General features: G+C 64.1%; 22 protein-coding genes and 2 pseudogenes. 14 read left to right on the top strand and 10 right to left on the bottom strand.

Features of this window, described 5'->3' with window-relative positions; all coding sequences use genetic code 11:
* Positions 1–86: 86 nt before the first annotated feature.
* The 7 genes and pseudogenes from QM682_RS04410 to QM682_RS04380 form a co-directional block, all read left to right on the top strand.
* Positions 87–300 (top strand): annotated as a pseudogene (locus tag QM682_RS04410) (integrase core domain-containing protein); the annotation flags it as partial.
* Between the two features lie 482 nt (positions 301–782).
* On the top strand, positions 783–2,600 hold the full coding sequence (locus QM682_RS04405; protein WP_415127495.1) for a polysaccharide pyruvyl transferase family protein: 1,818 nt from the start codon (positions 783–785) through the stop codon (positions 2,598–2,600).
* A complete protein-coding gene (locus QM682_RS04400; protein WP_415127493.1) occupies positions 2,587–3,756 on the top strand; it encodes a hypothetical protein in 1,170 nt (389 codons plus the stop codon). Before QM682_RS04405 ends, QM682_RS04400 begins: the two co-directional genes overlap by 14 nt.
* On the top strand, positions 3,756–4,439 hold the full coding sequence (locus QM682_RS04395; RefSeq protein WP_415127491.1) for an ABC transporter ATP-binding protein: 684 nt from the start codon (positions 3,756–3,758) through the stop codon (positions 4,437–4,439). The genes QM682_RS04400 and QM682_RS04395 overlap by 1 nt, the downstream gene beginning before the upstream one ends.
* 4 nt (positions 4,440–4,443) lie before the next feature.
* Positions 4,444–5,241, top strand: coding sequence for an ABC transporter permease (locus QM682_RS04390; protein WP_415127489.1), 798 nt, complete (start codon positions 4,444–4,446; stop codon positions 5,239–5,241).
* 172 nt (positions 5,242–5,413) lie between these two features.
* On the top strand, positions 5,414–7,396 hold the full coding sequence (locus QM682_RS04385; RefSeq protein ID WP_415127487.1) for a polysaccharide pyruvyl transferase family protein: 1,983 nt from the start codon (positions 5,414–5,416) through the stop codon (positions 7,394–7,396).
* Positions 7,397–7,430: 34 nt separating this feature from the next.
* A complete protein-coding gene (locus QM682_RS04380) occupies positions 7,431–8,207 on the top strand; it encodes an O-methyltransferase (RefSeq protein ID WP_415127485.1) in 777 nt (258 codons plus the stop codon).
* A gap of 41 nt (positions 8,208–8,248) precedes the next feature.
* Here the strand turns inward: QM682_RS04380 and QM682_RS04375 are convergent, their stop codons facing one another.
* Entirely contained in the window at positions 8,249–9,439 is a 1,191-nt protein-coding gene (locus QM682_RS04375; RefSeq protein ID WP_415127483.1) for a hypothetical protein, read from the bottom strand.
* Between the two features lie 526 nt (positions 9,440–9,965).
* Entirely contained in the window at positions 9,966–10,088 is a 123-nt protein-coding gene (locus QM682_RS04370; protein ID WP_415127497.1) for a TonB-dependent receptor plug domain-containing protein, read from the bottom strand.
* Positions 10,089–10,279: 191 nt separating this feature from the next.
* Between QM682_RS04370 and QM682_RS04365 the strand changes: the two are divergent.
* A pseudogene (locus tag QM682_RS04365) lies at positions 10,280–10,423 on the top strand (IS481 family transposase); the annotation flags it as partial.
* On the opposite strand, the gene QM682_RS04360 reads toward QM682_RS04365, so the two are convergent.
* On the bottom strand, positions 10,420–11,964 hold the full coding sequence (locus tag QM682_RS04360; RefSeq protein ID WP_415127481.1) for an aldehyde dehydrogenase: 1,545 nt from the start codon (positions 11,962–11,964) through the stop codon (positions 10,420–10,422). The pseudogene QM682_RS04365 and the gene QM682_RS04360 overlap by 4 nt on opposite strands.
* A gap of 294 nt (positions 11,965–12,258) precedes the next feature.
* On the opposite strand from QM682_RS04360, the gene QM682_RS04355 reads away from it, so the two are divergent.
* Genes QM682_RS04355 through QM682_RS04335 form a run of 5 tightly spaced genes read left to right on the top strand, consistent with a single transcriptional unit; the run spans position 12,259 to position 17,744 of the window.
* Positions 12,259–13,302, top strand: coding sequence for an extracellular solute-binding protein (locus QM682_RS04355; RefSeq protein ID WP_415127479.1), 1,044 nt, complete (start codon positions 12,259–12,261; stop codon positions 13,300–13,302).
* A gap of 58 nt (positions 13,303–13,360) precedes the next feature.
* Positions 13,361–14,533 (top strand): ABC transporter permease, encoded by a 1,173-nt coding sequence (locus QM682_RS04350; RefSeq protein WP_415127477.1) that lies wholly within the window; start codon positions 13,361–13,363, stop codon positions 14,531–14,533.
* Positions 14,534–14,536: 3 nt separating this feature from the next.
* Positions 14,537–15,328 (top strand): ABC transporter permease, encoded by a 792-nt coding sequence (locus QM682_RS04345; RefSeq protein WP_415127475.1) that lies wholly within the window; start codon positions 14,537–14,539, stop codon positions 15,326–15,328.
* Between the two features lie 12 nt (positions 15,329–15,340).
* The gene (locus tag QM682_RS04340; RefSeq protein ID WP_415127473.1) at positions 15,341–16,441 is read left to right on the top strand and encodes an ABC transporter ATP-binding protein; all 1,101 of its coding nucleotides are present in this window, start codon (positions 15,341–15,343) and stop codon (positions 16,439–16,441) included.
* A gap of 25 nt (positions 16,442–16,466) precedes the next feature.
* Entirely contained in the window at positions 16,467–17,744 is a 1,278-nt protein-coding gene (locus tag QM682_RS04335) for an aspartate aminotransferase family protein (RefSeq protein WP_415127471.1), read from the top strand.
* A gap of 61 nt (positions 17,745–17,805) precedes the next feature.
* Here QM682_RS04335 and QM682_RS04330 read toward each other — a convergent pair whose 3' ends face one another.
* Genes QM682_RS04330 through acnA form a run of 3 tightly spaced genes read right to left on the bottom strand, consistent with a single transcriptional unit; the run spans position 17,806 to position 22,529 of the window.
* Entirely contained in the window at positions 17,806–18,519 is a 714-nt protein-coding gene (locus QM682_RS04330; protein WP_415127469.1) for an isochorismatase family protein, read from the bottom strand.
* Entirely contained in the window at positions 18,512–19,888 is a 1,377-nt protein-coding gene (locus QM682_RS04325) for a dihydroorotase (protein ID WP_415127467.1), read from the bottom strand. Before QM682_RS04325 ends, QM682_RS04330 begins: the two co-directional genes overlap by 8 nt.
* Positions 19,889–19,895: 7 nt before the next feature.
* Positions 19,896–22,529, bottom strand: a complete 2,634-nt coding sequence (gene acnA / locus QM682_RS04320; RefSeq protein ID WP_415127465.1) for an aconitate hydratase AcnA — start codon at positions 22,527–22,529, stop codon at positions 19,896–19,898.
* A 168-nt stretch (positions 22,530–22,697) separates the two neighbouring features.
* On the opposite strand from acnA, the gene QM682_RS04315 reads away from it, so the two are divergent.
* Positions 22,698–23,249 (top strand): hypothetical protein, encoded by a 552-nt coding sequence (locus QM682_RS04315; protein ID WP_415127463.1) that lies wholly within the window; start codon positions 22,698–22,700, stop codon positions 23,247–23,249.
* Here the strand turns inward: QM682_RS04315 and QM682_RS04310 are convergent.
* From QM682_RS04310 to QM682_RS04295, 4 genes are all read right to left on the bottom strand, one after another.
* Positions 23,246–24,046 carry a GntR family transcriptional regulator gene (locus QM682_RS04310; RefSeq protein ID WP_415127461.1) on the bottom strand — a complete coding sequence of 267 codons (801 nt, stop codon included), beginning with the start codon at positions 24,044–24,046 and terminating at the stop codon, positions 23,246–23,248. The genes QM682_RS04315 and QM682_RS04310 overlap by 4 nt on opposite strands.
* Before the next feature lie 380 nt (positions 24,047–24,426).
* Positions 24,427–25,116, bottom strand: a complete 690-nt coding sequence (aphA, locus tag QM682_RS04305) for an acid phosphatase AphA (protein WP_415127459.1) — start codon at positions 25,114–25,116, stop codon at positions 24,427–24,429.
* 173 nt (positions 25,117–25,289) lie between these two features.
* Positions 25,290–26,081 (bottom strand): MurR/RpiR family transcriptional regulator, encoded by a 792-nt coding sequence (locus QM682_RS04300; RefSeq protein ID WP_415127457.1) that lies wholly within the window; start codon positions 26,079–26,081, stop codon positions 25,290–25,292.
* A gap of 31 nt (positions 26,082–26,112) precedes the next feature.
* Entirely contained in the window at positions 26,113–26,955 is an 843-nt protein-coding gene (locus tag QM682_RS04295) for an inositol monophosphatase family protein (protein ID WP_415127455.1), read from the bottom strand.
* Between the last annotated feature and the right edge of the window lie 2 nt (positions 26,956–26,957).

Here is a 26,957-nt window from a genome sequence, read left to right as displayed (position 1 = left end):
AAGCCTCCAAGGAAGAACCCTTCCACCGGCAGGAAGCTTCGCTTGCGTTGAGGCCGTTGTGCGGCATTGTTGCAGAAGTCAGGTGCGACGAATGCCTCAACGAGGAGATCTTCGACAGCCTTGCCGATGCCCGTCGCAAACTGGCGCTACGACTACAACAACGTCAGGCCGCATTCCCCGCTGGGCAACAAAGTCCCGTCCGACGCACGCCGGGCGCTTGAGCACTCTGAGGGCTTCGGGTCCGGCGCGCTTGCCCAGCCTGCAAGCGACCACCATCAACCCCAAGGACTCTCGTTGTGAACGAGGGATACCGGGGGGCAGGTTGGTTGCCGTGTCCCTTGTCTCGCAGGCTTCAGGTTGGGCATGTGCCTGGCTGGGCAACTATTTCGGTGGCTCGTCAGGTGCTTCGGGGCGACCGCTCTGCCCGGCAATCCTCCTTGACCGACCTATCCCCCGAACGGCTGGTTTTGCGATGGCCGGAACGGCGGGGATTTTCCGTATACGCTCTCGGCGGCGCTCGCGATTACTCGGTATGACGGCGCAACTTGCGACCATGCCGCACGACCGCGCAGGAATAATCTTTCTGTTGTGCCGGGATAGATCGTTCCCCCGCCATCTAAATCCTTGCTCGGAGTGGAAGGTTTCAGTCGTTCTGCGTCCGGCTGGCTTGTCAGTTTTGGACCGAACGGTTTACCAAACCAGAGAGGGCTTGGGGTTTCCCTGGTGCCAAGATCCCGGATGATGACCAAGATAGAGACCCGACCATGCCCATTGGCGGCCCGATGACCGCGAACATCCTGTTCTGTTCGTTCCATACCCCAGACGAATATTACACGCAGGCGGCGAGCAATCTGCGTGCCTCTTTGGACCGGCTGGGCATCGCGCATGAGATTGTCGAGGTGCCCAAGGCCGAGGGCGAGGAATGGCTGGAGATCTGCCGCAAGAAGATCCCGTTTCTGCATTCCGCCTGCGAGCGAAATTCGGATCGCAAGGTCTTCTGGATCGATGTGGATTGCGACATCGACTATCTGCCGGATTTCGTGTCTGGATTTTCGGCGGATATCATCGGGTTCCAACGTGGTTTCAGCCATCCGATGCGGATCGGCTATGCCAACAGCGCCCGTTTCTGGGAGCCCTGCTTCTGGGGCATCAATACCACGCCGGCTGCACGCGGCTATATTCGCGATGCCCATATGGCGTGCCAGGCGATGCGGGTGCGCGCCACGGACGATTTCTTCTTCGAGGAAGCCTGGCGCAAGAACGCGGATCAATTGAGCTTCCAGATGATCCCCTCGGCCATGCTGCTGGGGCGCGCGGATCAATCCGACAGCGGACGCAAGCCGTTCTTCTATTTCGGTTCCAGCGGGAATGTCGCGGCGTTCAAGGGGCTGGCGGCCCAACATCGCCGTTCGGGCACCGCGCGCGCCGCGCCGCCAAGATCCGGTATCCGGTCGCTGGCCCTAAGCGTCGCGCGTCAAACCCAAAGTGCTCTGCCGCCACGCCTGGCCATTCCGCTGCGCCGGCTGTCGGACGAGATGGGGCTGACCGAATTCCTGTCGCCCAGCCTGCCCGCGTCGCGCCAGTTGTCGCAGCGCAGCATCTACAACATCATCCACGAGGCCCGCGAGGGGCGCCGCGACGCCGTAGAGGCCCGTCTGGCCGAGATTTCCTCGCGCCGGTTGCTGGGCAATGCCGATCGCGCCGTGATCGGCGCGGCCCATGCGTTTCTGGACTATGCCGGGGCCGAGGATCGCGACGCGCTGCCGCTTTTGTGGTGGGACAAGCCCTATCCGGGCAATTACGGCGACTGGCTGTCGCCGTTGATCGTGCAGGGTGTGACGGGACACTCCGTGCGCTTTCAGCGCCATGACGAGATTGGCGCGAAGCCGCATCTGATGGCGATCGGTTCGATCGGACGGTTCGCGCAGAAAAGCTCGATCCTGGTGGGCACGGGGTTCAGCCGCGCCGATACGGAAATCGCGCCGGATGCGACCTATGTTTCGTTGCGTGGCCCCTATTCCGCCCAGTTGGTGGCCGCGGCCGGAGGCCCCAAGGTCGAGCGATTTGGCGATCCGGCGGCGGTTCTGCCCCGGTTGGTCCCCGTCACGCGCCCGGCCTCGACCAATGGCCGCCTGGCCTTGGTGCGCCATTTCGCGCATCGCAACATCTCGCTGCGGCTGCCGGAGGATGTCGACGAACTGTCCGTCCTGCTTTCCCGCCGGGACCAGATCCAGGGCTTTATTTCCAGCCTGGGCCAGTATGACGCGGTGCTGACCAGCGCGATGCATGTCTACATCACTTGCCAGGCCTACGGCATTCCGGTCTCGCTGATCACCTTCGAGGGGTTCGAGGATGCCGTGGCGGGCGATCAAATGAAATATCGCGACTATGCCGCCGGCGTCGGCCTGCCCGAACGGATGCCCCAGCCTGTCGGTCACGATCTGCGCCAACGCAGCCTGTTGGACCTGGTGTGGGACGACCGGATTTCCGGGCCTGTCATGGATGATATCGCCGCTGCGTTGATCGAAGCCGCCGCGCTTCTGGATCCCATCGCTCGACCGAGGCGTATCAGCGAAGGGACCGGCCGTGAAAGATCTTGAGACGCCGCCCCAGCGCGTGCAATCAGCCAATCCGCGCATTCCCCCCGCCGTCGGGCGCGCGGTCTGGGCCGGGAAGCATACGCTGATCGTCGGCAGTTTCCTGCTGCTGTTCGTGCTGCCTTTGGTGTTGGTCACGACATATATGTTCCTTGTCGCGCGGGACCAATATGTCTCCGAAGTGTCATTCGTGGTGCGCGACGAAGAGGCCCAGAACGTGGGGCTTCTGGCCGGGATCGGGTTGTCGTCGGTCGGGAATGCGACGACCGACGCGCAGATCCTTTACAAATATCTTCGCAGTCCGAACTTCGTCGCGCAGCTTGACGACGAGCTTGACCTGCGCGCCTCGTTCACCAGGCCGTCCATGGACCCGATCTTTGCCCTGCACACGGGCGCCACGCTTGAGGAACTGGTCGCCTATTGGCGCAGGATGGTCACGATCAGCGTCGATTCCGCGACCGGCATGACGGAAATCCAGGTCCGCGCCTTTTCCCCCGAGGATGCCAATCGCATCACGCAGGGTATTCACAAGGCGGCGGCGCGGCTGGTCAACTCGATCTCGGACGAGGCGCGTGACAACGTGCTGCGCTATGGTGAGCGCGACCTGCACGAGACCGAAGGGCGGTTGGCCGATGCGCGGGTGGCGCTGGCCCAATTCCGGGACCGCTACAAGCTGATCGACCCGCAGGCAGTGGTGACGATCAACGCGACCATCGTGACCGGCCTGTCGCAGGAACTGACCGAGGCCATGATCCAGCTTGAAACCCTGCGCCAGCAGGGCACGGCCGATGTCCGCATCAACCAGGCCCAGATGCGCGTCGACGTGCTCAGGCAGCGGATCGAACAGGAACAGCAAAGCTATGTCGGCGGTCCGTCGGGCGAAGAGACCTTCAGCGCCGTGATCGACCAATACACCAAGCTGCAACTGGACCTGGAACTGGCAGAGAAAAGCTATAGCCTGGCGCTGGCCGGGGTCGAGGCGGCGCGGTCGAAATCACAGCAGGACAACCGCTATCTGGCGACCTTCGTGCAGCCGACCCTGCCCGAAACCGCGACCCGGCCGCGGCGGTTCGTCGTGACCCTGCTGGCGGGGGTCTTCATCTTCATCGGCTGGCTCAGCCTTGTGCTGATCGTCAATGCAAATCGCGACCGGCACTGATGATCCAGCTGGAGAACCTGTCCAAAAGCTTCACCGTCAACGGTCGCACCACCGTCGTGGCGCGCGACGTGACCGTGACCTTTCCCACCGGCGCGAGCGTCGGACTGCTGGGGCATAATGGTGCGGGCAAATCGACGCTTTTGCGCATGATCGCCGGCGTCGTCCGGCCCGATAGCGGTCGCGTGGTGACGACGGGCAGCGTCTCCTGGCCCGTGGGCTTCTCGGGCAGTTTCCATCCCGATCTGACCGGGGCCCAGAACACGCGCTTCATTGCCCGCGTCTATAATATCGATGCCGAAAAGCTGTTGCGATTCGTCGCCAATTTCTCGGATCTGGGGCAGCACCTCTATCTGCCTTTCGGGCATTATTCCTCGGGGATGCGGTCGCGGCTGGCCTTCGGCGTTTCGATGGGGATCCATTTCGACACCTATCTGGTCGATGAGGTCACTTCCGTCGGCGACGGCAACTTCCGTAACAAGAGCCAAGCCTATTTCCGAAACCGGCTCCTGAACAGCGGTGCGATCATGGTGTCCCATTCCATGAGCATGATCCGTTCGGTCTGCACGGCGGCGGCCGTGCTGCATCATGGACGACTGACCTATTTCGAGAATGTGGACGAGGCCATCGAGACGCATCTTTCCAATATCGGCGCCAGCAACGCCTGCGATGATGATGAGGATTGAGGCGATGCAGTTTTCCGTGCCCCGGCATCACCCACTTCGGCGCTGGCCCGCATGGCGCACCATCAGCGCGCTGGTGCTGCGCGAGATGTCCACCTCTTACGGGAAATCACCCGGAGGCTTTATCTGGACCGTCCTGGAGCCGGTCGGCGGCATCGCGCTGCTGACGGTGATCTTTTCACTGGCGGTGCGGGTGCCGCCGATGGGCTCCAGTTTCGCGCTGTTCTATGCGACGGGGCTGCTGCCTTTCCTGATGTTTCTGGACATCAGCAGGAAGGTGGCGCAATCGCTGCAATTTTCCAAACAACTGCTGTTTTATCCCGGCGTTACCTTCGTCGATGCGCTGCTTGCCCGTTTTCTGCTGGCCTGCATGGTCCATGCGCTTGTCTTCGTGATCGTGCTGACGGGCATCGTCTGGTATGATCAGGTCGAACTGATACTGAATATCCCGCTGGTGGTTCTGGCCTTTTCGATGTCGGCCTGCCTGGCATTGGCCGTCGGCTGCGCGAACTGCTTTCTGATGCGCCGCTTTCCGATCTGGGCCAATATCTGGGCCATCATCACCCGGCCGCTTTTCCTGGTCTCGTGCATCTTCATTCCCTTTGACAGCTTGCCGCAGGGATTTCGTGAAGTGTTGTGGTTCAACCCGCTGATCCACATCGTCGGCACGAACAGATCGGGGTTTTACTCTACTTATCGCGCCGAATACGTCCAGCCGATCTATGTGCTGGTCATCGCGGCGCTGTTGTTCGGAGGCGGCCTTGCGCTGTTGACAAAATGGCATCGCGACCTGGCCCAACGCTAGCGGTGCGTCCGCGTATTTGCGGGCGGCCGCTGCGGTTTCCTTCCAGACGCGGCAATGCCTTAACGCGAATGTGTCGATAGTCCGTTGACCGAGTGCTGTTTCTCGCTGCCCCTTCCTCTTAGCCACGTCGTGCCGATGAGGCCGCAAAACTTCTCCGCAGGAATTTGATCAGATGACCGGAACCACGCCCTCTGCCACATATTTCCAACAGGCATCAACTCCATTTTCGGTAAAGTTTGCCAAGCGAATCCTGCCAGAGTCGATGCTGCGTTATATACGCAGGCGGAATTACCCTGTGCGCCCACGCATTATCGTCATCAGCTTCTATACCGAAGGTGGCTATTACGAAGAAAAAGCCAGGGAACTGCGCCTCAGATGCGACGAGCTGGGCATGCAGCACGATATCCAGCCGATCAGCTTCCGAGCTGGAACGACCTGGAACGAAATTTGCCGCGCAAAGGTCCGATTCTATCGCAAGATGCTGCTGAAGCATCGCAGCACGGTGATGTGGCTTGATGTAGATACCAAGCTTTTGCGAAATGTCGATAACCTTGCCAGCCACTCTTATGACATTGCCGTCTTCATGCGCGGTTTCCGTTTTCTACCGCAGGAAAACTTTTCGCTTTATGCACGGCGGTTCCATCCGGGCTATCTGATCCTGAATTATACTCGGGAGACGCTTGAACTTCTTTATGAGTGCAAGCGCGTCGAACAACAGGCCAAGGGCGACTTCACCGACGACTATATCCTTGAAGAAGCATTTCGGCGGACTTCGGCCCGTCCTCGGCTGATGATCTTGTCACCCAAGGATATCGTGCGTCTCCAGGATCAGGAAAATCCGGCCGCCTATTTCCTGCATGGCGACAGCGGCAATGTGAATGAGTTCAAGGGAAAGGTGTTGAAACACATGCCCGACATCCTGCGCCCTGAAAGTCAGAAGGCAGTGCTTCTGGACCTGATTCATGAGGCCGCACGTCTGGGCAAGCGTGAGCAGGTCTGCGATTATTATCACGCTATTATATTACGTAATCCCGAAGATTTCGGTAGCTATCACAAGTTGCTTGAGGTTTCGGCCAAGTTCACGGACCCGACCGTTCTGGATGAAAATCTGGAACGTTATCGAGAAAATAAGCATCTGTTTCCCTATGCACTGCGCTTCAGGCTGTTGCAGGCGCTGGACAGGCGGGATTGGACGGCGGCCGATGAGCTTTTCGCGGAAATCGAAGCGACGGGGAACGACGCGGTTATCAGCTTCTCGCGCAGCCGTCTGTTTCGCACGTCGCTGGACAGGCGGGCCGAGGCGATGGGAATTTCCGACGATAGGCGGGTCAAACTTTTCTGGTGGGAGCAACCTTATCCGGGTAATCTGGGCGATATCGTGAACCCCTATATCGTCGAGAAGGCAACCGGCATTCCCCCGAAATGGGCGGGGCGCGGCCTGGGACTTTGCGCGATTGGCTCGGTAATCAAATACGCCAAGGACGGCAGCCATGTCTGGGGCAGCGGCACGCCGAATTCGCATGGCAGGCTGGCCGTGGGGGCGACATATCACGCCGTGCGCGGTCCACTTACCCGTGAGCTGGTGATCCAGAATGGTGGCATATGCCCCGAGGTTTATGGCGACCCGGCATGGCTTCTGCCGATCCTGTATCCTCGCCGAAAAAAGCCTGGCCGCAAGGCCGGCCTGATTCTGCATTTCACCCATGAGGAAATGACGACGCCCGTGGCTTCTGACGTGCGGCGCATTGATATTTGTCGTCTGGGCTATGACCAGATCGAGGAATTCCTGGACGAAATGCACGATTGCGAGCGAATCGTCTCGTCCTCGTTGCATGGGGTGATCATCGCGCAGGCATATGGCATTCCGGCTTGCCTTGCGACGGTGACGATCTCGACGACGCAGATCCACGGCGATGGCGTCAAATTCGAGGATTATTACCGCTCCATCGGCTATGAGCAGGCCCCCGAGGCGGTGGATCTGTCACAATTCCTTTCGATCAACCATGACAGCATTGCGCCGGATCGCTTTCTTTTGGCACGAAAACCCATCGACCTGCCCGCGCTTCTGGCGGCGGCACCCTTCCAGGTTACGACGCAGGCCATGCGGGATGCTCAAGAATGGCTGGCCAAATTTCCCGGTTCTCCGGTAAGATAAGCAAGCGCGCGCGATTGAAGCAAAGGCCCGTATGATGGAAGAATCCGCCGGAGAGGCCATGAAGCCGGGAGTGCCCCAGGGTTCCGGGAAAATGCCAGCCTCATCACGTCTTGCCGTGACCTATCTGCGCGAGACATCTGCCACCTGGGACCGCGCGCGGCTGCGCAAGGTTATCGAAAAACCAATTGATCCTCGGACAATTAGGGCCATCGCCCAGCGGCGCATGGTGCTTCGCAATTATGCGCCGCAGCCGCTGCATGACTGTTACGGAGGCGAGTATGCGAGGCGCGAAGGGACGGTGCTGGTCTCGTCAGATACGCTGTCGATCTCGCCGGCCTATGGCGCGGTTCTGTATAATCTGGCGCACAGTATCGATGCGCGTCTGATCGTCGAGGATGGGGCCGGTTTTGGCATTTCCTCGATGTATCTGGCCGCCGCCGCATGTCGGGCCGAGGGCGGCACGCTGCTGTCATTTGAAATTTCGGAATACGCCGCCCTGGCTCAAACCTCGGTCAATCTGATCGATCCGGGTTCACGGGTTATCCAGGGCGATTTCGCGGGTTTTGCGCGGCAGCTTTCTGGCACCGCTCAGATCGGCTTCGCCTTTATCGACGCCGTGCATGAAAGGGACGCCATGCTTCGCAGCTTCAAGTCGTTGATCGGCTGGATGGCACCCAAGTCAATGATCGTCGTCGATGACGTGTTTTATTCGGAATCCGCCCGCGAGGGCTTTCGGGCAATGATGCGGATGGGGCACCATGATTTCGTATGCATCGTGAACAAACGCTTCGGTGTTCTGATCAAGGGATAGGTGATGCGATTTCTGTGCGCGAATGATGATGTCGCGGGCGTTTAGCTGGGATCCAGCATCGACATGATCTCGCGTTCGGTGGCGCGGATCATGCCGCTGTAGCGCGTATTCTTGAAGCCGAATATGGTCGAATGTGCCTCATCGCGGTGTCCGGCCAGAAACGGCACCGCCGAAATGACCCGGAGCCCTGGCATCAAGTTCATCCATTCGTCGATGGTGTTGGTTTCGGCACCGCCGTTTTCTGGATTCCAATCGGCCATCCACTCCAGCGCGGTGCGGTTGTAGGAATTAAAGACCATGCCCATCATCTGCGAGGTGTGGATGATATGGTTCCGACCCAGCTTGCGCTGCATCACGATCTCTGGCTGACCCTGAATGCGTGTCATCACCCCATTGAACACATCCCAGTCGGAGCGATCCAGGTAGTGATTCAATGCGTTGAAATACGCGGTGAAATCCTGTCCAAAACTGGCGTCATCCTCGCAGATCGTCAGCCGGCGCGCGCCTGATTGCAGGGCCTTGGTGGCGATGGCCTTGTAGCTCCAGGCGCAGCCCTTCCAACCGGGCAGCAGTCGAATTCCGTCGAATATGGAAAAGTCTCCGGCGTCACTCTGGGCAAAGCCCGAGCGCCGGTCCAGATATTCCGGCAGGCTGATACAGAGCCGGCTGTGGTTTCGGATGGGCGGCGCAAGATCCAGCAGATCCCGGACATGGCATTCGGGGGGCATCGCTCCGGCGTAGACAAGCCAGCGCCCGATCGCCAGGCGAAGCGCATTGCGGCTGGCGTCCAGTGGCACAAGTGTCAGGTTTCGCAGTTCGGCCCCCAAAGCCAGGGCCTGCCGCAATCCCCAGGCGGAGGTTACGATCAGATGGCAACCCGATGCGACGCCCGCCACGATCTCGTGATCCATTGGCCGGATGGATGCCAGATAGTCGTCGCTTAGCACGATGGCCGCAATGGCGGTATCGTCCAACTCGAACGGCAAGGGGTTGAAGATGATCTTCTGCGCCGCCAGCCGACCCGATGCGCGCGAGATCAGTTTGTGCCGTTTTAGCTCTGCCTGGAAATGGGGTTTCAACGGCCCCTTTCCCAGCAGTACGAAACAGCGTTCCGGCAGCGTGCCAGGATCTCGCAGCAATCCGCCATCGGTTCGGTGCTGTACACGGCGTAGCGCGCCCGAGACGCCTTCGCGGCGCAGAATTCTGCATGCCTTTATCGCCGTATTCAGCATGGCATCTCTCCGAATTGGCATGGCAGGCGGGTATGGGCGGCTGATCCGGCCTGTCTTGCAACCGACATTGAAATCGCCGACGACGCCGGCTTTACAGCGCAGGCTCTATTGCCACGAAGCCGTGGCCTGGCACCTTTTTAACCGAAGCGGGCCGTATGATCAATCCGAGCGGGTCAGCGGAAGAGAGCTTACCACGCCATTCCCGACCGCTTTCCGCTTTCCGTGACATAAAGGACGACTGGTGGTGGAATTGAATGCAACAGCGCCCTGCTCTGCCTCTTCAATATCATGGTCCTGTGCATGATCCAGTGTGCGTTCTATGGCCTTGTCGATGCGCGTTGGACCGATGACCTGAATGCCGATTGGCTTCGCAATCCACCTCGACCCGTTCGACCATCCAGGGGTCGAATTGCACGCCCGAGCGGCCGGGGATCCGCCAGCGCAGCCCGCCCATTGTGTTCGCGTTGTTGGCCGCTGCCGAGAACCCGCCGGAGCCGCGCACGAAATAGGCGTCGAACCGCCCGGACTAGCCGCCATTGGTGCCCGCGACCACGCCCGGCGTATAGCGCAGCGCGTCGGTCACGGTGGTGCCGCCCTGCTGCTGGATCTGTTCGCGGCCGATGACGTTGACGGTCTGCGGCGTCTCGATCAGCGGCGTGTCGGTCTTGGTCCCGCTGGAGGAACGCCCGCCAACTCGGCCGGATAGGCTATCCGAGCAGCAATGCAGCGATCGAAAGCTTCGACCGCGGGGCTGAGCCGCGAACCGGGCATCGATCCCAGGACCGTGACGAAGTGGCGTCAGACGGTCGCGGACATGAAGACGGGGCCGAAAGAACCCCGTTCATGGCAGCTTACAACCTTGCCCGCAGGCTCAAGACCCTCAACGGCCTCACGCCATACGGACACATCTGCAAGGTCCGGACCTTGGAGCCGGATCGTTTCGTCCCGAACCCGATCCACCGGATGGCGGGACTGGACAGCTAGCGCCGGATGAACGGGTTCGGGATCTCGACCCCCGTGGACAGCCAGACGCTTTTCAGCTCGACATATTCCATGATGCCGGTCATGCCGCCCTCGCGGCCGATGCCGCTCATGCCGAAGCCGCCGAAGGGCGAGGTGATCGAGGTCGAGCGATAGTTGTTCACCCAGACCGTGCCGGCGCGGATCTTTTCGGTCATGCGCAAACCCCGCGCCAGGTCGCGCGTCCAGACCCCGGCGGCCAGGCCGAAGATGGTGTCGTTGGCGATGCGGACGGCATCGTCCTCGTCCTCGAAGGGGATGATCGACAGGACCGGGCCGAAGACCTCTTCCTGCGCGATGCGCATGTCGTTGCGGACATTGGTGAAGATCGTCGGCTCATAGAACAGCCCGTTCGGATAGCCTTCGACTTCGGCCCGCTTGCCGCCGCGCACCAGGGTCGCGCCCTCGGCACTGGCGATGGCGACATAATCCTCGATCTTGCAAAGCTGCGGCCCGGTCGAGATCGGCGCGATCTGGGTTTCCGGGTCCGAGGGATGGCCGAAGCGGATGTCATCCAGGTAGCTCAGCAGCTTTTCCACGAACTGGTCGTGGATCGAGCGTTGCAGCAGCAGCCGCGAGCCGGCCACGCAGGTCTGGCCCGAGGCGGCGAAGATGCCGGCGATGGCACCCTTGACCGCCTGATCCAGATCGGCGTCCTCGAAGATGATGTTGGGGGACTTGCCGCCCAGTTCCAACGTGACGCGTTTCATCGCGCGCGCCGCCTGTTCGTTGATGATCCGCCCGGCCACCGGACCGCCGGTAAAGGCGATACGCTCGACCTTGGGATGGGCCACCAGCGCCTCGCCCATCTCATGGCCATAGCCGGTCACCACGTTGACCACGCCCTTGGGAAAGCCCGCCAGTTCCACCAGCTTGACGAATTCCAACGTCGAGGCCGAGGTGAATTCCGAGGGCTTCAGCACGACCGTATTGCCCGCCGCCAGCGCCGCCGCCAGCTTGAAGCTCATCAGCGGCAGGGGCGAGTTCCAGGGCATGATGCAGGCCACCACGCCAAGGGGTTCGTAGCGGGTATAGTTGATCACGCCGGGCTTGTCGCTGGGGATGGTCGCGCCCTGCAACTTGTCGGCCATGCCGCCGTAGTAATAGTAATAATTCGGCAGATAGCGCATCTGGACGTTCAGTTCCGCGATCAGCTTGCCGTTGTCCTTCATCTCAAGCTGGGCCAGCCAATCGGCATTCTCGGCGATCAGGTCGCCCAGCTTGCGCAGCAGCGCGCCGCGCGCCGTCGCCGAAAGGCCGCGCCAGGCCGGATCGTTGAAGGCGCGATGCGCGGCCATGACGGCGCGATCCACATCCTCGGGCATGGCGCGGGCGATGGTGGACCAGACCTCGCCGCTGACGGGATCGGTCGATTCGATTCGGCCGCCGGTCAGGGCCGGGGTGAATTCGCCGTCGATATAAAGCTGGTATTCAACCAGACCGCCCTGCGCGGGCGTGGGCTGGATCGCGGCATTGGCCGGCCGGGGCTGGAAGGCGGGATTCATCGACGGCTACCCATATTGTATTATGATAGATACAATATGGCATTTGCGGGATCGCCCCGCAAGGCCCTTGTGTAGGCCGCAGAAAAATGCCCTGAAAATAGGCAAAACTACGCCGGCAGCAGGGGTAGGACGGGCCAGAATGACTTGGATCAAAAAAATCCTTGCGAGATTCCTAAATGTATTAATATTGCTACTATAGAAACAACCAATGCGCTTCGGCTCCGGCAGGCCGCCGGTCCGATCCGGCAATAACATTTGGCGGGCGCAACGCTTGCCCTGACAGGAGAGATGAAGATGAAAGATCGCAGGCTTCGGAGTTCCGTCTTTCTGGCGCTGCCCCTTGCGCTGGGATTTGCCGCCAGCGGCCAGGCGCGCGACCTGGTCATTGTCGGTCCGGGGGGCGGCTATCAGGACGCCGCGCGCACGACCCTGTTCAAAAGCTTCCAGGAAGCAAGCGGCGTCAAGGTCACGGACGATGCCTCGGACGGGGAACTGGCCAAGATCTATTCCATGGTCGACACCGGCGACATCACCGAGGATATCGAGATGATCGGCGAGCCGGAGCTGCTGCGCGGCTGCGAGGATGGCCTGTTCGAGCCGGTCGATTACGATGTCGTCAAGAAGGACAAGTTCATCGAGGGCACGGCGCTGAAATGCGGCGTCGGCGGCGCGGGTTGGGGCGCGGCGGTGTTCTATGACAAGACCAAGCACGCCCAGGGGCCGGAGACCTTCGCCGATTTCTTCGATGTCGAGAAGTTTCCCGGCAAACGCTCGCTGCGCTCGACCGCGCAGATGACGCTGGAAGCGGCGCTGCTGGCCGATGGCGTGCCGCGCGATCAGGTCTATGAGGTTCTGGGCACCGAGGAAGGCGTGGCCCGCGCCTTCGCCAGGCTGGACACGCTTCGCGGCCATGTCGTGTGGTGGACCACCGGCGCGCAGCCGCTGCAATTCGTCGGCTCGGGCGAGGTGGATTACGCGCTGGCCTTCACCGGCCGTATCCAGCGCGCCATGAACGAGGACAAGAAGGACTATCAGCTTGACTGGGATACGCTGATCTATTCCGTCGATTACTGGGCCGTCGTCGCCGGCTCGCCCATGAAGGACGAGGCGATGAAGATGCTGGACTGGATCACCGATGCCGGCCCGCTGCGCGAACAGGCGAAGATCTGGCCGATCTCGCCCGCCAACAAGGAGATCAACGAGGACCCCGAGATCCGCAAGGCCAATCCCGGCATGGTGCTGAACCACACCGACGAGGGGCTGCGCATCAATACCGAGTTCTGGGTCACGCATGGCGAGGATCTTGAGGCGCGTTTCTCGGCCTGGGCCGCACGCTGATTCCAGGGCGGGGCGCGCGGTCGCGCCCCGTCGCATCTTAGGAACCGAGGACCCGCCCGTGAGCAAGAACTCCGCATCCTGGCTGTTGGTCGCGCCGCTTCTGTTGCTGATCGTCGTGGGCTTCGTGATCCCGATCGGCGTGGCGATCAAGCGCGCGTTCGACAATCCCGAAATCTCCATGGCGCTGCCGCGCGCCACGCTGGTCCTGTCGGACTGGAACGGCGAGGGCATGCCCCCCGAGGCGGCCTTCGAGGCCGTCGCCACCGATATGCGCGAAGGGCTGGACAATCGCGCCTTCGGCGCGCTGACCCGGCGGCTGAACTTTGAATCGACCGGGCTGCGCTCGACCCTGACCAAGACCCGCTCGGGCGCGGCGGAACTGGCGGCGCCCTATTCGGAAAGCCTGCCCGCGCTGGCCCCCGCCTGGGGCAAGCCCGAGATCTGGCGGCTTCTGAAGCTGCATGGCAGCCGCTATACGGCCAGCTATGTGCTGCGCGCGCTGGACCTGCGCTATGACGACACGGGCGCCATCGTGGCGGTCTCGCCCGATCAGGCGATCTTCCGCGACCTGTTCCTGCGCACCTTCACCATCAGCCTTGCGGTGACGGCGATCACGGTGCTGCTGGGCTATCCCACGGCCTGGTTCATCTCGACATTGAAGGGCAGGGCGGCGACGGCCGCGATGATGTGCGTGCTGGTGCCCTTCTGGATTTCGATCCTGGTGCGCTCGACCGCCTGGTTCATCCTGCTTCAGCGCGAGGGCGTGGTGAACGCGGTGCTGGGCGGGTTGGGGCTTATCTCGGAACCCAAGGCCATCATCTTCACCAGGCCCGCCGTCTATATCGCCATGGTTCACGTCCTGCTGCCCTTCTTCATCCTGCCGCTGCTCAGCGTGATGTCGCGGATCAAGGGGGATTACGTCCGGGCCGGGGCCTCGCTGGGGGCCAAGCCCTGGCAGCAGTTCCTGCTGATCTATCTGCCGCTGACGCTGCCCGGCGTGACGGCGGGGGGGCTGATGGTCTTCATGCTGTCGGTGGGCTTCTACATCACCCCGGCGCTGGTCGGCGGCATCCAGGACCAGATGATCGGCTATTACATCGATTATTTCACCAACAACACCATCAACCAGGGCATGGCGGCGGCGCTTTCCTTGCTGCTTTTGCTGTTCACCGGACTGATCCTGCTGGTCGCGGGGCGGCTGATGCCCTCGCTCAACAAGCGAAAGGTGTGATCCATGCGGCGCGCAATCTCGGCCTTCGCCATCCTGGTCTTTCTGTTTCTGGTGCTGCCCATCGTGGTGGTGTTCCCGCTGTCCTTCTCGTCGGGCGAGGTGCTGACGCTGCCCACCCCCGGCTGGTCGCTGCGCTGGTATCAGGACTTCTTCTATTCCGAACGCTGGCTGCGGGCGACCTGGAACAGCATCGTCGTCGGCACCGCCACCATGGTGCTTGCGACGGTGCTGGGCACGCTGGCATCCTTCGGGCTGCACATGTCCGAGTTCCGGGGCAAGAAGCTGGTCATCGCGCTGCTGTCGCTGCCCATGGTGGTGCCGACCATCGTGATCGCCTCGTCGCTGTTCTTCGGCTTCGCGACGGTGGGGCTGACGAATTCGCGCTTCGGCCTGATCATCGCCCACACCATCATCGCGGCGCCCTATGTGGTGATCACGGTGCTGGCGGCGGTGCAGACATTCGACGCCACGCTTCTGCGCGCCGCGCTGTCCTTGGGCGCCAATCCCTTCACCGCCTTCGTCGAGGTGGTGCTGCCCATGATCATGCCAGGCGTGGTCGCGGGGGCCATCTTCGCCTTCGCCACCTCATTCGACGAACTGATCATCGCCATCTTTCTGACAGGCCCGGAACAGATCACCCTGCCGCGGCAGATGTTCTCGGGCCTGCGCGAGATGCTTAGCCCCACCATCGCGGCGGCGGCGGTGCTGATGATCCTGTTCTCGGTTGCGATGCTGGTCGTCGCCGAGATCGCCCGTGCCCGCAGCGAACGCATCCGCCAATCCGGCCAGAGCTAAGAGGAAACGCCCATGTCCCAACCCAATGCCTCGCGGCCCCTGGTGCGCTTCGATGATGTCTGCAAAAGCTATGACGGCACGGTGCAGGTCGTCGATCACCTGAACCTGACCATCGACGAGGGCGAGTTCCTGACCCTGCTCGGTCCCTCCGGCTCGGGCAAGACGACGACGCTGATGATGCTGGCGGGGTTCGAAAAGCCCTCGGCCGGGGATGTCAGCTTCAACGGCAGCCGCATCAACGACACGCCGACCTATCGGCGCAACTTCGGCATGGTGTTCCAGAACTATGCGCTGTTCCCGCATATGTCAGTGGCGCAGAACCTGGCCTTTCCGCTGCGCATGCACAAATTTCCCAAGTCCGAGATCGAGGGGCGGGTCAAGCGCGCGCTGGACATGATCAAGCTGGACAAGGTGGCCGACCGCCGCCCGATCCAGCTTTCCGGCGGCCAGCAGCAGCGCGTGGCGCTGGCCCGCGCGCTGGTCTTCGAGCCGCGCATGGTGCTTCTGGACGAGCCGCTGGGCGCGCTGGACAAGCAACTGCGCGAGCATATGCAGCTTGAGATCCGCGAACTGCACGACCGGCTGGGGCTGACCATGCTTTACGTCACCCATGACCAGTCCGAGGCGCTGACCATGTCGGATCGCGTCGCCATCTTCAATGAGGGGCGCATCCAGCATATCGGCCCCCCGGACGAGGTTTATGACCGCCCCCGCACCGCCTTCGTCGCCCGCTTCATGGGCGAGAACAACGCCATCGAGGGCAAGGTCGCCCAGGCTGGTGACGGCGGCGTGGTGCTGCGCACGCCCGAGGGCGCCGAGATCCGCGCCCTTGCGCAGGAAGGGCTGGCCCAGGGCGCGGCGGCGCAGGTGCTGGTCCGCCCCGAGAACGTCCGCCTTGGCGCCGCCGAGGATGGCGCGAACCGCTTTCCCGCCCGCGTGCGCGATGTGATCTATCACGGCGACCACCTGCGCGCCGTGCTGGATGTCGAGCGGATCGGCCCCGTGACCGCCTATGTGCCGCGCGGCCTGGGCGCCCGCCGCCCCGCCGTGGGCGATACGGTGGGCGTCTGGTGGCAGGCCGACCGCGCGCTGGCTTTCGCCGCCGGAAATTGAAGACCCCAAGAATCGAGAAGAACGAATGTCCGAACCTACCTTCGTCCAGGCCGCGCGCGACTATCGCGAACGGGCGCTGAAATCCGTGGCCTTCGGCTGCTCATCGACCCCGCGCGGCCGACAATTGCCCGCGCCGCTGGTGGTCGAGCGGGCCGAGGGCGCGCATCTGTGGGATGTCTCGGGCGCGCGCTTCATCGACTATGCGCTTGGCTATGGTCCGCTGATCCTGGGCCACAGCCCCCGCGCCGTGATCGCCGCCGTCAAGGATGCGCTGGACCTGGGCCTGCGCACCGCGACCATCCACAAGGGCGAGGCCGAGCTGGCCGAGCTGGTGGCCGAAACCCTGCCCTCGGCCGAGATTTCGGCCTTTGTCAGCACCGGCTCCGAGGCGATCCAACTTGCCCTGCGCATCGCCCGCGCAGCGACCGGGCGGACCCGGATCGTGAAGTTCCGGGGCAATTACCACGGCTGGTTCGATACCGTCCAGATCGCGGGCATGCCGGGCAGCGATGGTCCCGACACGCTGGGCCAGGACCCGGCGGCGGCGGCCTCGGTCACCCTTTTGGACTGGGGCGACCTTGAGGGGCTGCGCGCGGTGCTGGACGACAGCTTCGCCGCCGTGATCCTGGAGCCGATCGCGATCAATGGCGGCTGCTTCATGCCGCCGCCGGGCTTTTTGCAGGGGCTGCGCGATCTGACGCGCGAAAAAGGCGTCGTGCTGATCTTTGACGAGGTGATCTCGGGCTATCGGCTTGGTCTCGGCGGCGCGCAGGCGATCATGGGCGTGACGCCGGATCTGTCGGTGATCGGCAAGGCCATGGGCGCGGGCCTGCCGATCAGCGCCGTCGCGGGCAGCCGCGCGGTGATGGAGCCGGCGGCCTCGGGGCGGATGCTGCACCGGGGCACGTTCAACGGCAACCCGGTCTCGGTCGCGGCGGCCATCGCTTGCATCGGTGAATTGCGTGCGCGCGAGGCCGAGATCTTTCCCCGGATGGAGGCGCAGGGCGCCGCGCTGGAAACCCATATCCGCGACACGGCCCGCGCGGCGGGGCTGGCGCTGTCGGTCGCGCGCACCGGCTCGGCGCTGCAAATCTTCCTTGGGATGGAGCATGTCAGCGGCCTCGCGGACCTGGCCCGGATCGACCGCGCCGCCACCTCGGCTTTCTGCGGCGAATTGCTGCTTCAGGGCGTGCAGACCATCTCTCGCGGGCTGTTCTATCTGTCGGCGGCGCATGCGGATACCGATATCGAGGCGACGAAGGCCGCCTTCACCCGCGCCATCGAGGCGACGGCGGGCCTGTAAGGCCCTTCTTCAGAAAAGCGAAAGGGCGGCTCCGCGGGGCCGCCCTTTTTCCGTTTCCCGCCTATGCCTGGCGGACCTCAAGCCCGGCCATGTAGTCCAGCACTTCCTGCGTCGGGATCACGTCGGCATATTTGCAGTTCAGGTCGAACAGGTTGACCGCGTGGCTGGCCTCGAAACGGTCGAAGGCGGTTTCCTCGGGGATCACCACCTTGAAGTTGAAGGAATAGGCATCGACCGTGGTGGCCCGCAGGCAGCCCGAGGTGGTGCAGCCCGTCATGATCAGCGTGTCCACGTCCAGGAAGTTCAGGTGGCTCATGAACAGCGTGCCGAAAAAGGCCGAGGGCTTGCGCTTGCCGATCAGGATGTCCTGCGGCTGCGGCGCCAGCGGGGCCACGGTCTGCGTGGCGTGGGTGCCTTCGGTCGAGGTCTTTTCCCCGCCGCGATGGTTCTTGCCGACCTGCACGCCGCTGTCGATCATGTCGGGGCGCCGCTCGGACTGGGTGTAGAAGACGGGCAGGTTCTTTTCCCGCGCCATTTCCAGCAGCTTCTCGATATGGCCGACCGCTTCCCAGCCCTTCGGGCCGCAATGGGTGCGGTATTTCTTCACGCCTTCGATCTGGCTTTCGCCAGGGCCGTCGCCGCAGAAATTATACTGCACGTCGATGATGAAAAGCGCGGGGCGCTTGCCGAAGCCGCCGCGCTTGCCATAGCCGGCAAGCTGGTAGATCTGCTTGTCGTGGTCGGTCAGGAACTTGTCCCAGATTCTTTCAGCCATTTTGCGCGTTCCTTGCAGTGCGGAAGATATATTCGCCCCCGGCCTCGGTGCCCGGCAGCACCGCGCCACCCTGGGCGATGACACGCCCGCGCAGCACGGTGGCCGCGACCGCGCCCTTCAGGCGCCGGCCCTGCCATGGGGTATAGTCGGAATGGGATTCCAGCCGGGCGTGATCGACCAGCGTTTCGCCGTCCAGATCGACCACGGCGAAATCGGCGTGACAGCCCGGCGCGATCCGGCCCCGGTCGGGCAGGTTGTAAAGGGCGGCGACATTGGCGCTGGTCGCGGCGGCCAGCGTCTCCAGCGCGACGCCGCGCTTGTGCCAGCCTTCGTGCAGCAGCACCGGCAAAAGCGTGCCGATGCCCGGAAAGCCGGCGGTGGCGGTCCAGATGCCGCCTTCCTTGGTGGCGCGTTTGCGAGGAACGTGGTCGGAGCCGATGGTGCCGATCTCTCCCGCGCGGACGCCTTCCCAGAGCGCGTCGATGTCGGCCTGCGAACGCAGGGGTGGGTTCACCTTGCCCAGCGGGCCGCAGGCGTCGTCGCGGTCCAGTGACAGGTAATGGGCGCAGGTCTCGACATGGATCGGCGCGCGGCCGGGGCGGCGCTGGCGGCGCACCAGATCAAGGCTCTCGCCCGCCGACATGTGGACGATATTGACCGGGCAGCCGGTCTTTTCGCCGAAATAACAGACGCGGAAGACGTTCTCGGTTTCCAGGAAACCGGGGCTCTGCTCGTCCCAGACGCGCAGGTCGTCGCGCCCGGCGGCCTTCAGCGGCTCGCGGAAGACGGGGATCACCTCGGTATTCTCGCAATGCACGCCGACCACGGCGCCGGGGATCCTCGCGCCGGCCTGAAGCGCGCGGAACAGCAGCGCGTCGTCCACCTCGCCAAAGCCCTTCGCGGCCCCGGCGGCGCCCTTATACATCAGGTAGACCTTGATCGAGGTCACGCCGAAACGGGCCGCGTTCTGGGCCAGTGTCTCGACATGGGCGCGGCTGGTGACGCCGAAGTGGAAGCCGAAGTCGATGATCGAGCGCGCCTCGCCCGCCTCCCGCCACGGCCCGGTGGAGAGCGCCAGATCGTCCGAGCGGTGGAAGGTCATCATCCCCGTGACCCCGCCGAGCGCGGCCGAGCGGCTTTCGGTCAGGAAATCCGCCTCCTTCGCGCCGAAGCCGATATGGGTATGCGGGTCGATCAGGCCGGGGAAGACATGTTTGCCCGTGCAGTCCAGCACCTCGCGCGCCTCGAAACCCTCGCCGGGCGCCAGGATCGCGGCGATGCGGCCGCCGCTGACGGCGACGGATGCCTCGACAAGGCCCGTGCCGGGAATGACCAGCGTGCCGTTTTTCAGGACAAGATCGTAGCGCATGAAAACCTCAGGATGCGGGGGCGGCCAGAAGCCGGTCGAAAAGAAGCCGGTCGAAAAGGCGGGGGAAGATGCCCCCCGCCGCCAGCAGCGCGCGTTCGTCGGCGCCATGCAGGTCGGCGGTCAGGGCGAAGCGGGTCTGCCGGCCGTCCGGGGCGGTGGCGGTGACGCGGATCGGCTGGCCGTCGCGGATGGCCGCGTGCAGCCCCTCGACCGCGAAGCTTTCCTCGCCGGTCAGGCCCAGGCTCTCGACGCTCTCGCCATCGGTAAAGATGGCGGGCACGATCCCCATGCCGACGAGGTTGGAGCGGTGGATGCGCTCGAAATTCCGCGCCATCACCATGGCGACGCCCAGAAGCGCCGGCCCCTTGGCGGCCCAGTCCCGGCTGGAGCCCATGCCATAGTCGCGCCCGGCCAGGATGACGAAGGGCGTGCCTTCGGCGCGATAGCGCATGGCGGCGGTGTGGATCGGCATCTCCTCGCCACCCGGCAGGTGCCGGGTCCAGCCGCCGGTGCGGTCGACCAGCCGGTTGCGCAGGCGGGGGTTGGCGAAGGTGGCGCGCGCCATGACCTCATGGTTGCCGCGCCGCTGCGTATAGGCGTTGAAGGCGCTGACCGGCACGCCGGCCTGCGCCAGATATTGCCCGGCCAGCGTATCCGCCGTGATCTCGCCCGAAGGGGTCACATGGTCGGTGGTCAGGGAATCGCCGAAGATCGCCAGGGCGCGGGCACCCTCCAGCCGGTCGGGCAGGCGCCTGCGCCCGGCCAGGAAATCCGCGTCGAAGAAGGGCGGGCGGCAGATGTAGCTGGACCCCGCGTCCCAACCGAAAAGTGGCCCGGTCGGCGTGGCCAGCGCCTGCCATTCCTCGGTGCCTTCGGCGATGCGGGCATAGTTCTGGCGGTAATCCTCGGGGCGGACGGCCTGGGCCGCCAGACGGGCCAGTTCACCCTCATCGGGCCAGATGTCGGCCAGAAAGACCGGCCTGCCCCCGGCGTCCTGCCCCAGCGGCTGCGTCTCCGGGTCGATGTCGATCCGCCCGGCCAGCGCATAGGCCACGACCAGCAGCGGCGAGGCCAGATAGGCGGCCTGCACGGCCTTGTGGATGCGCCCCTCGAAATTGCGGTTGCCGGAAAGGACGGCGGCGGCGACCATGCCTTCCTCTGTCACCTGCCGCTGGATCTCCGGGTCGATGGGGCCGGACTTGCCCGAACAGGTGGTGCAGCCGAAGCCGACGGCGTGAAAGCCCAGTTCCTCAAGCGGCGCCAGCAGCCCCGCCGTTTCCAGATAGCGCAGCGCCACGCGGGAACCGGGCGCCATCGAGGTCTTGACCCCCGGTGCCGTGCGCAGCCCGCGCGCCAGCGCATTGCGCGCCAGCAGCCCCGCCCCCAGCATCAGCGCCGGGTTCGAGGTGTTGGTGCAGGAGGTGATCGCCGCGATGGCCACGCGGCCATGGCCGGGATGTTCCGCCGCCTCGAAGCCGCCTTCGCGGGCGGAGCGGGCCAGGGCTGCGCGGAAGGCATCGGCGACCCGCGACAGCGCCAGCCGGTCCTGCGGCCGGCGCGGCCCGGCCATGGAAGGTTCGACCGTCGCAAGGTCCAGGTCCAGCCGGTCGGAGAATTCCGGCTCCGGCATGGTGCTTTCGCGGAAGAGGTGCAGTTCGCGCGCGACGCGTTCCACCTGCGCGACATGCTCCGGGGCGCGGCCGGTCTGGCGCAGATAGTCCAGCGTGCGCGCGTCGATCGGGAAATAACCGCAGGTCGCGCCATATTCGGGGGCCATGTTGCACAGCGTCGCGCGTTCCGGGACCGCCAGACGGTCCAGTCCCGGCCCGGTGAATTCGACGAAGGCGCCGACGACGCCCAGTTGCCGCAGCCGTTCCGTCAGGGTCAGCACCAGATCGGTGGTCGTCACGCCGGGCCGCAGCGCGCCGGACAGGCGCACGCCCACCACGCGGGGAATGACGACGCGGTAACGCTCGCCCACCAGCGCGGCCTCGGCATCGATCCCGCCGACGCCCCAGCCCAGAACGCCGAGCGCGTTGACCATCGGCGTATGGGAATCGCAGCCCAGCACGAATTCCGGGTGGCCGTCGGGGGTGACGACGCGGGCGAGGTGCTCGATATGCACCTGATGGATGATCCCCATGCCCGGCGGAATCACCCGCAGCCGCGAAAACGCCTGCTGCGCCCATTTGAATACCGCGTAGCGTTCGGAATTGCGGCGGAATTCCATCATCAGGTTATGGCGCATGGCGCCGGGATGGCCGGCCTGATCGACGATCAGCGAATGATCCACCACCAGGTCGCAGGGGATGCGCGGCTCGGCCCGCGCCGGATCGCCGCCTTCGCGCAGCAGCGCGTCGCGCAGCGCGGCGAAATCCATCAGCACCGGCAATCCGCTGGAATCGGGCAGCACCACGCGGTCCACCGCCAGCGGCACGACCAGCGTATCGGCGCCGGGCCGCCATGCCGCGATCTCGCGCGCCAGGGCCTGCTCGGCGGGGGTCGCGGCATTGCGCAGCAGGTTTTCCAGCACGATCCGCAGCGAATAGGGCAGGGGCGCGGAGCGCGGGGCCATCAGATCGGCCAGGCAGCGGGCCACGGACGGGCCGGGCGAAATGGAAAGATGGGTGTCGTCGGTCATGCCTTGGATCTCCTGCGGGGCAACAATGTGCAGGATGGCAAGGGCTGTCAAGAAATTTGTATTAACAAAGATACAATAGAACAATAGATAGCCCCGCCTTACGACACAGGCGGTTGTGAGCGGCCCTGACGCGGCTTATATTCCCCGCAAGCCCAGAAGGAGCCCGCCATGACCCAATCCAGCTATGACCTTTCCATCGATTCGGCGCGGATCGACACGGCGGTCGATGGCGCGCGCCGGCTTTGCGTCAGCTATCACGGCAATGGCGCGGGGGAATTGGCCCAGCCGGTCGTGGCGACGGACCTTGCCAGCCTGCTTTCCGCCTGCCAGGCGGTGGCGCGGCGCATCTTCCAGCAGGAATTTCGGATGAACAGCGCGGTCGAGCTGTCTTTCGCGCTTGAGGACAAGAATGAGCTGAAGCTGTGGCATACCCGGCCGGGCCTGTTCATCAAATGCCCGCTGACCATGCATATGGAATGGTCCTGCCCGCATCTAAGCCAAGCCTACAAGACCATGACCACGCTGGGCGTGGTGGAACTGCCCTCGGAGGTGGCGCTGGACGGCAATGCCATCGGCGCCGACGAGACTGTCAAGGTCATCATGGATTCCATGGCCAGCGGCATCGAGTTCATGGGCGGCGTCATGCGGATGCGCGATATGATCGACCACGACGGCGCGGCGCGCCAAGCGCGGGCGGCGGCGGGCGGCGAAGGGGCCTAGCTGCCCTTGCGCACCCATTGCGGCGTCTGGCTTTTGTCGGTTTCCCGCGCCAGGCTGACCCGGTATTCGAACAGGTCGGGATTGTAATAGATGCGCAGGAATTCGACCAGGTGGCTGGCCGCGTCGAAGACCGCGCGGCGCATGCAGATCAGCGGCGCGCCCGGCGCCATGTCCAGATAGCCCGCCAGTTCGGGATCGGCGGCCACGGCGGTCAGGCGCTGTTCGGCATGGGAAAAGACGAAGCCGTGATCCTCAAGCGCGGCGACCACGGTGCGCCGGCCCAGGCTTTGGGCGGAAAGCAGCGCCGATTCCGGCGGGAACACATAGGCCACCGAATGCGAGAACGGCACCCCGCCCCGGCTTCGGGTGCGGCGGATGCGCAGGGCGCGGCCCTCAAGCGGCTGGGCGACCTCGCGCGGCAGGTCGGCGGGAATGTCCACCTCGGCGAATTCATGCAATTCGACGGCGGTGGTTTCCTCGAATTCGCGGATATTGTCCTTGAAGCCTCGGATGCCGTCCGGCGTCGCCGGGTTGAGCACCTCGGGATTGACGAAAGTGCCCCGGCCCCGGTGGCGGGTGATCAGCCGGGCCTCTTCCAGAAGCGCCATGGTCTTGCGGATGGTGACGCGTGAGACGCCGTATTCCGCCGCCAATTCCTGTTCCGAGGGCATGGCCACGCCGGACGGCCAGACGCCCGCGCGGATCTTCTGGTCCAGCACAAGAAAGACGCGGAAATAAAGGGGGATGATGTTCTGTAGGTCCCGGCCCGGTCGGGCATGTGTCATCATCTCGGCCATGGCTCACCCTCCCGCAGGCTGTCTTGCAGCTATAGGCTGCGCGCTTCGCCGCGTCCAGCCTGCCACGTTTGACCGTAATTTACAGGAAAAGTCGACATCGCATCACGCCCGCGCCCCCCGCGCGCGCCCCGCTGCGAAGTCGAAGCCGAGGAAAGCCGCGCAGGTATCGCGGCGTCGCGCCAGGTGGCTGGCGGACAGGCAGAGGCGCCGGACCAGATCCCCGCTTCGTGCTGGCCCGCGCGATATGAATGATCGGCGATGTCTTGGCCGCTTGCCTGGAATGCCAGCCGCAATGGGAAGGACCGCCATGCCCGACCCCGGCTGAGCCATGATGCCCCGTCCCGGCGGCGCTGGAACGGGGGCAGGGACGGGGGCAGGGATCAGTTCGTGGAATCCACGATCACCTCTTCACCGAAGCGGCCATTGCGGGGATCGGGCTTGTAGCTGGAATTCTGCGCCCGCATCACCCGGATCGGGCGGATCCCGGCCTCAAGCGCCGCGCGCATGTCGCTGTCGGCATCGCCGTAATAGATCTTCAGCTTGTGGTCCTTGAGAAACTGGACCTTGTTTTCGGACGAGGCGGTGAAGACCACGTCGTTCATTTTTTCAAGCCTGAAATCCTGCTTCAGCGTGGCGGTCAGCGTCTCGCCGCCGCTGCCCTTGGTGCGGCCGGTGATGAAATAGATTTCGTCGCCGCGCTGCACATGCATGTCGATCAATTGGCGAGCGACCTCTTTCGGCGGCGAATACTGGTCGCAATTGTTGGTGTGGATGTCGGTCCAGAAGGCATCCATCTTGAGATAGTCGTCCGAGCCGGGCGAATATTTATTCTGGCCGTAATAGAAGCAGGGGGTCGAGAACAGCACCGTGTCGTCCACGTCGAAACCGACGACCATGGGCGGCTCTCCTTCGAGGCTGGCCGAGATCTGCGGCACCGAGACCCAGTGAACGGGCGCGGTGGCCAGAAGCTCCGAGACGGTGACGCCCGGATTCAGGTTCGCGCCGTCTTGCGCCAGCAGCGGCCCGGTGGAAAGCAGCAGCGCCGAGATGGCGGCCAGTCGTTTCAGCATGGATGTGCCTCTTTCATGTGAGGATTTCAGATTGCGCCCCCGGCGGAGCATGTCAATTCAGGGCGCCGCCTGTGGCCCAGAAGATCCGGCGAACTGCCCAGGAAGCGGGCGCGGCCCTTGCATCGGGCAAAGCGAAAGACCGTCCGAGCGCTCGTCAGGCCCGGCGCCTTGATCTAGGCCCGTCCCACCAGATCGGCCCGCTCGGCCAGGCCGCCGAACAGCGCGTCAAGCAGCACATACATCGGCGCCCTTCCGGTCGGCACCGGCAGCGCGCCCGAGGATTGGCGATAGGCGTTCAGGTTCAGGTTCACATCCGCAAGGCTTGCCACCACCGATCCCTTGGGCGAAATCGCCAGCACGGGCACCCCGGTCTTGCGGGCGATCTCGATATTGCCGATCAGGTAGCTGGTCAGCCCCGAGAAGGACAGCACGAACAGCGCATCTCGCGGCGTCAGCTTCGGCGCGGAAAGCATTTGCAGCGTCGGGTCGGCATAGGCGACGCTTGCCATCCCCAGCGAGGCCAGGCGGTGCTGTGCCTCGCTCGCCAAAAAGCCCGAGCCGCCATAGCCGTAGACATCGATGCGCCGCGCCCCCGCCAGCAGGTCGATGGCCTGGCGCAGGGTCGGGATCTCCAGGTCCAGCCGGGCCTCGCGGATGGCCTGATCCGCGCGCTGGAACACGTCATCGACGATGACGGTCAGCGGATCGGCATCCTTGCGCTGGCTGCGGTCCGGCGGCGCGCGCAGCGCAAGCTGCTGCGCCAGCTTCAGCCGGAAATCGGGAAAGCCGTCGCAATCCAGCCGCCGGCAGAAGCGGATGATCGAAGGCTCGCTGACCTTGGCGATGCGCGCCGCATCCGCGATCGACCAGGTGATCGCGGTGCTGGGCGTGTCCAGAACCGCCTCGGCCACCCGGCGCTCGGCCGGGGTGAAGCTGGCAAGGGATTGGCGGATCTGGTCAAGCATGGGGCCTCGGGTCAGCGTGGTTGGAGGGGGGCTAGAGGGCGCCCCGGTCCATCAGTTTCGACAGGCAAGAGCCGGAATAGTCAAACCCCTTCTGCGCCACGATCAGCCTTTTCACCCCGCTCAACTCGTCATGGCTGGTGCCGATCACCGCATTCGCGGCGTCGCGGGCATGGACGATGCCGCCCGCCGCCTGGACCAGTTGCAGACCGGCCGCGATGTCCCAGGCGCTGAACTTGGATTCGTAGCAGACCGCCACGCGCCCCACCGCCACATAGGCCAGGTGCAGCGCGCAGGAGCCGAGCCGCCGCACGGCGCGGAAGCTGTCCACCACATCGGCGAAACCCGAAAGCGTCTCGGCCGTGGGACGGGCGCCCTCATACGGGGCGTTGGTCAGCAGCTCGACCTCGCGGTCGGCCAGGCCCTTGGCATAGGGTGCGACGGGCTGGCCGTTCAGCGTCAGCCTGCCGTCCTCGGCCATGAAAAGCTCGTCCCGGATCGGGTCGTAGATCGCGGCGCAGACGGGCCGCCCCTCGTGATAGGCGCCGATCGACACGCTGAAGAAGGGCAGGCCCGAGGCGAAGTTGCTGGTGCCGTCGATGGGGTCGATGATCCAGCTTGTCGGGCCTTCGCCCTGCCAGCCGCTTTCCTCGCCCAGGATGCGCGATTGCGGCAGGCGCTCGCGGATGATGCGGCTGGCCTCGACCTCGGCGGCCTTGTCGGTGACGGTGACGATATCGAAGAAACCTGCCTTCTGCTCGGTCGCGAGATCGCCCGGCTTGGCGTTCAGGAAGGCGTCGCGGGCGATGGCGCCGGCGGCCAGCGCCGCCGCGCGGGCGGTGGCTGCGATTTCGGCGTCAAGGTCGGTTTTGGTCATGA

It is taken from the genome of Paracoccus sp. (in: a-proteobacteria) (genome assembly GCF_047605025.1).
Lineage (GTDB): Bacteria > Pseudomonadota > Alphaproteobacteria > Rhodobacterales > Rhodobacteraceae > Paracoccus.
Note: the sequence above shows the minus strand (reverse complement) of the source record. Positions and strands in the feature narration are given on the sequence as shown.

Excerpts from the sequence above, each read along its gene's own strand:
- acnA (WP_415127465.1), bottom strand. The coding sequence starts at position 22,529 with ATGACCGACGACACCCATCTTTCCATTTCGCCCGGCCCGTCCGTGGCC.
- QM682_RS04390 (WP_415127489.1), top strand. The coding sequence starts at position 4,444 with ATGCAGTTTTCCGTGCCCCGGCATCACCCACTTCGGCGCTGGCCCGCA.
- QM682_RS04375 (WP_415127483.1), bottom strand. The coding sequence starts at position 9,439 with ATGCTGAATACGGCGATAAAGGCATGCAGAATTCTGCGCCGCGAAGGC.
- QM682_RS04335 (WP_415127471.1), top strand. The coding sequence starts at position 16,467 with ATGTCCGAACCTACCTTCGTCCAGGCCGCGCGCGACTATCGCGAACGG.
- QM682_RS04325 (WP_415127467.1), bottom strand. The coding sequence starts at position 19,888 with ATGCGCTACGATCTTGTCCTGAAAAACGGCACGCTGGTCATTCCCGGC.
- QM682_RS04295 (WP_415127455.1), bottom strand. The coding sequence starts at position 26,955 with ATGACCAAAACCGACCTTGACGCCGAAATCGCAGCCACCGCCCGCGCG.
- QM682_RS04355 (WP_415127479.1), top strand. The coding sequence starts at position 12,259 with ATGAAAGATCGCAGGCTTCGGAGTTCCGTCTTTCTGGCGCTGCCCCTT.
- QM682_RS04360 (WP_415127481.1), bottom strand. The coding sequence starts at position 11,964 with ATGAATCCCGCCTTCCAGCCCCGGCCGGCCAATGCCGCGATCCAGCCC.
- QM682_RS04330 (WP_415127469.1), bottom strand. The coding sequence starts at position 18,519 with ATGGCTGAAAGAATCTGGGACAAGTTCCTGACCGACCACGACAAGCAG.
- QM682_RS04310 (WP_415127461.1), bottom strand. The coding sequence starts at position 24,046 with ATGGCCGAGATGATGACACATGCCCGACCGGGCCGGGACCTACAGAAC.
- QM682_RS04300 (WP_415127457.1), bottom strand. The coding sequence starts at position 26,081 with ATGCTTGACCAGATCCGCCAATCCCTTGCCAGCTTCACCCCGGCCGAG.
- QM682_RS04405 (WP_415127495.1), top strand. The coding sequence starts at position 783 with ATGACCGCGAACATCCTGTTCTGTTCGTTCCATACCCCAGACGAATAT.
- QM682_RS04340 (WP_415127473.1), top strand. The coding sequence starts at position 15,341 with ATGTCCCAACCCAATGCCTCGCGGCCCCTGGTGCGCTTCGATGATGTC.
- QM682_RS04345 (WP_415127475.1), top strand. The coding sequence starts at position 14,537 with ATGCGGCGCGCAATCTCGGCCTTCGCCATCCTGGTCTTTCTGTTTCTG.
- QM682_RS04385 (WP_415127487.1), top strand. The coding sequence starts at position 5,414 with ATGACCGGAACCACGCCCTCTGCCACATATTTCCAACAGGCATCAACT.
- QM682_RS04380 (WP_415127485.1), top strand. The coding sequence starts at position 7,431 with ATGGAAGAATCCGCCGGAGAGGCCATGAAGCCGGGAGTGCCCCAGGGT.
- QM682_RS04395 (WP_415127491.1), top strand. The coding sequence starts at position 3,756 with ATGATCCAGCTGGAGAACCTGTCCAAAAGCTTCACCGTCAACGGTCGC.
- QM682_RS04315 (WP_415127463.1), top strand. The coding sequence starts at position 22,698 with ATGACCCAATCCAGCTATGACCTTTCCATCGATTCGGCGCGGATCGAC.
- aphA (WP_415127459.1), bottom strand. The coding sequence starts at position 25,116 with ATGCTGAAACGACTGGCCGCCATCTCGGCGCTGCTGCTTTCCACCGGG.